We start from the raw sequence: 5,758 nt of genomic DNA on the forward strand, positions 1-5,758 counted from the left end.
TCCGAGCGCGGTCTTCAGGATATCGAGTGCATCGTTCCCGATCAGGCTGGCGTGGGGCGCGGCAAGATGATGCCGGTGGAGAAGTTCCTCTCCGGTCCGGTCATGACGATGCCAACCTCGATTTTCACCCAGACCATCACCGGCGACTATCCGGAGGACGAGGAGGCCGAGGCGATCTACGATCCCTCCGACGGCGACCTCGTGTTCGAGCCGGATTTCTCCACCCTCGCCGTGGTGCCGTGGGCCAGCGACCCGACGGCGCAGATCATCCACGACGCCTATTACAAGGACGGCCGCCCGGTCGACGTCGCCCCGCGTCAGGTGCTGAAGCGCATCATCGATCTCTATGAGCACAAAGGCTGGAAGGCCGTTGTGGCCCCGGAGATCGAGTTCTACCTGATCGAGCCCAACCTCGACCCCGACTATCCGCTGAAGCCGCCCATCGGCCGGTCCGGGCGCCCGGAGATCGGACGGCAGTCCTATTCCATCGCCGCGGTCAACGAGTTCGACGACCTGTTCGACGACATCTACGAATTCTCCGAGGCGCAGGGGCTGGAGATCGACACGCTGATCCACGAGGAAGGATCGGCGCAGATGGAAATCAACCTGCTGCACGGCGATCCGCTGGAACTGGCCGATCAGGTGTTCCTGTTCAAGCGCACGATCCGCGAGGCGGCGCTGCGGCACAAGATGTATGCCACCTTCATGGCCAAGCCGATGTCTCAGGAGCCCGGCTCGGCCATGCATGTGCATCAGTCGATCGTGGATTCGGAGACCGGCCGCAACATCTTCTCCGACGACAACGGCAACCCGACGAAGGAGTTCTTCTCGTTCATCGCCGGCCAGCAGCGCTATCTGCCCAATGTGCTGTGCATGCTGGCGCCCTATGTGAACTCCTATCGCCGCCTCGCGCGCAACACCGCGGCGCCGATCAACGTGCACTGGGGCTATGACAACCGCACCGTCGGCCTGCGCGTGCCCAACTCCAAGCCGCAGGCCCGCCGGGTGGAAAACCGCGTGCCGTCGACCGATTCCAACCCCTATCTGGCCATCGCCGCCTCGCTGGCGTGCGGCTATCTGGGCCTGACGCAGGGCCTGAAGCCCGACGACCCCATCGACGGTTCGGCCCGCCACCTGCCCTTCGGTCTGCCGCGCGGCCTGCTGGAGGCGGTGGAGCTGTTCGAAACCAGCGACGATCTGGCCGAAATCTTCGGCAAGTCGTTCGTCTCCACCTATTGCGCCATCAAGCGGCAGGAATTCGAGACCTTCATGGCTGTCATCAGCCCGTGGGAACGCGAATACCTGCTGCTCAACGTGTAACGGGCGGGCGCCGTTCCGCCCGGTCCGGCCGCGCCTCCCCGCAGCCCCCTCCCGAGGGAGAGGGCCGCGGGGGGCCCGGCACGAAGAAGAAAGCAAGAAGAACAAAGCCCTTTGCGGGCCGTGGGGGCCTTCCAGCCACGGCCCGGCCTTTCCCGCCGGATGCGAAGACCATCCGGTTCCCCCAACGGACACCATCATGGCGACCAACCTCTACGACACTCCCTCCCTGCAGGCCCGCGACGCGGCCCATCACTGGCATCCCTTTACGGATACGAAAGAACTTGGCGCATCGAGCCGCGTCATCGTCGGTGGAGAGGGGGTGTGGATCGAGGATTCGGACGGCAACCGCATTCTCGACGGCATGGCCGGCCTGTGGTGCACGCAGGTGGGCCACGGCCGGCGGGAGATCGCCGATGCCGTGCATGCGCAGATGTCGCGGCTGGCCTATTACAACACCTTCTTCCGCACCACCCACCTGCCCGCGCTGGAACTGGCCGAGAAGGTTGCCGCGCTGGCGCCCGCGCACATGAACCGCGTGTTTTTCACCGGCTCCGGTTCGGAATCCAACGACACCATCATCCGCATGGTGCGCCGCTACTGGGATCTGAAGGGCAAGCCCAACAAGAAGACCATCATCGCGCGCCGCAACGGCTATCACGGCTCCACCATCGGCGGCACCAGCCTCGGCGGCATGTCGGCGATGCACGGTCAGGGCGACCTGCCGATCCCCGGCATCTTCCACATTGCCCAGCCCTACTGGTTCGGCGAAGGCGGCGACCTTTCGCCGGAGGAATTCGGCCTCCGCGCCGCCCGCGCGCTGGAGGAGGCGATCGATGCCGCCGCGCCGGACAGCATCGCCGCCTTCATCGCCGAGCCCGTTCAGGGCGCCGGCGGCGTCATCATCCCGCCTGACACCTACTGGCCGGAAATCGCCCGCATCTGCCGCGAGCGCGACATCCTGCTGATCGTCGACGAGGTCATCTGCGGTTTCGGCCGCCTCGGCACCTGGTTCGGCAACCAGTATTACGGCGTTGAGGCGGATATCATGCCGATCGCCAAGGGCCTGTCGTCGGGCTATCTGCCGATCGGCGGCGTGGTGGTTTCCGATAAGGTGGCCGATGTCGTCATCGGCGAGGGCGGCGAATTCTATCACGGCTACACCTATTCCGGTCACCCGGCCGCCTGCGCGGCGGCGCTGGCCAACCTCGCCATCATCGAGCGCGAGGGACTGGTGGAGCGCGTGAAGAGCGATATCGGGCCCTACCTGCAGGCCCGCTGGCGGGCGCTGGGCGAGCATCCGCTCGTCGGCGAGGCGCGCATGGCGGGCCTGATGGGCGCGCTGGAGCTGGTGCCGGAGAAGACCGGCCGCGCCGTGCGCTTCAACGCCCCGCTCGGCGATGTCGGCGCCCTGTGCCGCGATTTCGCCTTCCGCAACGGTCTGGTGATGCGCGGCGTGCGCGATTCCATGATCATCTCGCCGCCCCTCGTCATTTCCCATGCCGAGGCCGATGAACTCGTGGCCCGCGCCCGCCAGACGCTCGATGCGACCTATGCCGAGCTGAAGCGCCGGGGGCTGGTCGTGACATGACCGGCGAGGATATCCGGCGTTCCCGAACCCCGCTCGATCATGCGCCGAGCTATTATGCCGCCACGGCAAAGCATGATGTCACCCGCTATCCGCTGGATGGCGCCACCACCGCCGATGTGTGCATCATCGGCGGTGGTTACACCGGCATCAGCGCGGCGCTGACGCTGGCGGAAGCCGGGCGCAGCGTGGTTCTGGTGGAATCGAACCGCATCGGCTGGGGGGCCTCCGGCCGCAACGGCGGCCAGATCCACCCCGGCCAGCGCCGCGATCAGGACTGGCTGGAGGCGCGCCTCGGCCTCAACGACGCGCGCCATCTCTGGACGCTTGCGGAGGAGGCCCGCGCCATGGTGCGCGGGCTGATCCACCGCCACCTGATCGACTGCGACTATCGTCCCGGCCTCATCACCGCCGCCCACAAGCCGGCGATGCTGGACGACCTGCGCAGCCACGCCGACAAGATGCGGAAGGACTATGATTATCCGCATCTGCACATGCTGGACCGCGACGAAATCCGGCTGGCGATCGGCACCGGGCGCTATTGCGGCGGCATGCGCGACGGCGGCGGCGGGCACCTGCACCCGCTGTCGTTCGCCATGGGGCTGGCACAGGCGGCCGAGCGCGCAGGCGCGCGGCTGTTCGAGGGCACGAAGGCGCTGAAGATCACCGCCGCGGGCGGGCGGCAGCGGGTGGAAACCAGCCATGGCACCATCGATGCCGCCGATGTGCTGGTGGCCGGCAACGGCTATCTGGAGGGGCTGGAACCGCAGATCGAAGCCCGCGTCGTGCCGATCCGCAACTATATCCTCGCCACCCAACCGCTGCCGCACCCGGAGGCGGTGATTCCCGGCCGGGAGGCGGTGGCCGACACCCGCTTCGTGGTGCGCTACTGGCGGCTCTCGGCCGACGGGCGAATGCTGTTCGGCGGCGGCGAAACCTATTCGCAGCACGAGCCGGACGACGTGGCGGCGTTCGTGCACCGCTATTTCGCGGAGGTCTATCCGGACCTCGCCCACACCCGCATCGATTACGCCTGGGGCGGCACGCTGGGCATCACCCGCGACCGCTCGCCGATGATCCGGCGGCTGCGACCGGGGGTCTACGTGGCCGCCGGCTATTCCGGGCAGGGCGTGATGCTGGCGCCCTTCGCCGGCCACGTCGTGGCTGAGGCGATGCTCGGCGATACCACCCGGCTCGATGTGTTCGCCCGGCTCGGCATCGCCCCGTTCCCCGGCGGACGCCTGCTGCGCCAGCCGCTCGTCACGCTCGCCATGCTGTGGTTCAGCCTGCGCGACCGGATGTGAAACCGCGCTGCCCCGCCGGCTCCGGCCGGCGGCTTACCCCCCCTTTGCCGGAGCGGCACAGAGTTGTTGTTTTTCAGGCGATTGCAGGAATTTTCTCCAGTCGCCTGATAACGTCTCCGGCCACCTTTTCGGCGTAAGCCGTCACATCGGGCAACCCCATCAGTTCGCCGAAGGTGCCGCGGGCCAGCGGGCCGGCGATGAAGAGATCGTCGCGGGCCTGCCCGTCGCGGCCGATGGCGCGGGCGTCGGGACTGGTGGTAAGGCCGAGGCCGGTCGGGTCGAGGCCGACAAGGCCCTGCGCCGCCAGCGAAGCGACCACCGGGTTGCGATGGATGATATCGCCATGCGCCGGCCCGGTCGCGACCACCACCGCATCGAAGCGCTCTTCAGCCGTCTGCGTGCTGCCGCGCAGGCGCCAGCGAACGACAAAGCCGCCGCCGGCCACCGCCTCCGCGCCGGTCAGGTGCGCGGCCTGCACCGCGAACAGCCCGGCCGCGGCGCGACGGTCCAGCACCGCCTCGATCTGCGGCGCGATCCGGAACCGGTGGACATCCCAGAAGGTGCGCAGGTGGCGCACGAGGCGTCGGCGGCCGTCCGGCGGCAGCGCCTGCCAGATCGCCGGCCCGTCGGTGCGCACGCGGTCCAGCACCACCTGCCAGGGCAGGCCGGCGGCCGCGGCCTGCCGCACGGCCGCGCGGACATTGCGCAGCAGGTCGCTCACCTGCCGGGCCGGGCGGGTGGCGAAATCGCCGAACGGCCCGGGTCCGGCCGGCGCGTGCCCGCGCGAACGCAGGCCATGGCGCGACAGCGCCACGATTTCGGCGCTGTGGCCGCGGCCGTCGAGGGCAGCCACCATATCGGCCATGGTCAGGCCGGTGCCGACGATCAGCACGCGGGCGGCGGGCGGAATGGCATCGGCAATGCCGGCCGCGGTGGGGTCGGCAAAAAAGCCCGGCTGTCCCGCCAGCCCCTGCAACGGCGCCGGCACCGCCGGGGCGGGGTGGGAGGTGGCCAGCACCAGTGTGCCGGCCGCAATCTCGCGGCCGTCATCGAGACGCAGCGTGAACCCCTCGCCGCGCCCCGCCGGCGTGGCGGCAACGGCGCGCGCTGCGATGTGGCGCACGCGGCCGGCATCCAGCAACGGCTGCAGCTGGCCGGCCACGAAAGCACCGAACAGCGCCCGGGCGGGATAGCGCGCCCCGGCGGCCACCTCGTCGGCGTCCGGCACGGTGCGGGCATCCAGCCAGCGCTGGAACGCCTCCGGGTCCGCGGTGGAAATGCTCATGCGCCCGGCCGGCACGTTGATGCGGTGGCTCGGCTCCGCCGTGCTGTAGGCAAGGCCGGCCCCCAGAACCGGACGTGGCTCGACAACCAGCACCGGCAGGTCGTCCGCAGCCGCCTGTCGCGCAAGGTTCCATGCCACGGTGGCACCGGTGTAGCCGCCGCCGACGATCACCACCGCCGCCGGCCGCGCGCCTGCTGTTTCCGACATCCTCAATTCCTTCCGCGTGGGCAGCGCCGGTCCGGCTCTGCCTGCTCCGGCTTGGCC

At 69.1% G+C, this 5,758-nt stretch carries 4 protein-coding genes; 3 read left to right on the plus strand and 1 reads right to left on the minus strand.

Going from position 1 to position 5,758, the window contains the following annotated elements; translation table 11 throughout:
- The 3 genes from V7067_RS08190 to V7067_RS08200 form a co-directional block, all read left to right on the plus strand.
- A partial coding sequence (locus V7067_RS08190; protein ID WP_334175402.1) for a glutamine synthetase family protein occupies positions 1 to 1,320 on the plus strand: 1,320 nt, incomplete at its 5' end.
- Between the two features lie 196 nt (positions 1,321 to 1,516).
- Positions 1,517 to 2,908, plus strand: coding sequence for an aspartate aminotransferase family protein (locus V7067_RS08195; protein ID WP_334175403.1), 1,392 nt, complete (start codon positions 1,517 to 1,519; stop codon positions 2,906 to 2,908).
- Complete coding sequence (locus V7067_RS08200; RefSeq protein WP_334175404.1) at positions 2,905 to 4,209, plus strand: FAD-binding oxidoreductase; 1,305 nt, start codon at positions 2,905 to 2,907, stop codon at positions 4,207 to 4,209. Before V7067_RS08195 ends, V7067_RS08200 begins: the two co-directional genes overlap by 4 nt.
- Before the next feature lie 73 nt (positions 4,210 to 4,282).
- Here V7067_RS08200 and V7067_RS08205 read toward each other — a convergent pair whose 3' ends face one another.
- The gene (locus V7067_RS08205; protein ID WP_334175405.1) at positions 4,283 to 5,701 is read right to left on the minus strand and encodes an FAD/NAD(P)-binding protein; all 1,419 of its coding nucleotides are present in this window, start codon (positions 5,699 to 5,701) and stop codon (positions 4,283 to 4,285) included.
- Between the last annotated feature and the right edge of the window lie 57 nt (positions 5,702 to 5,758).

This window comes from Pseudoxanthobacter sp. (assembly GCF_036822375.1).
GTDB lineage: Bacteria > Pseudomonadota > Alphaproteobacteria > Rhizobiales > Segnochrobactraceae > Pseudoxanthobacter.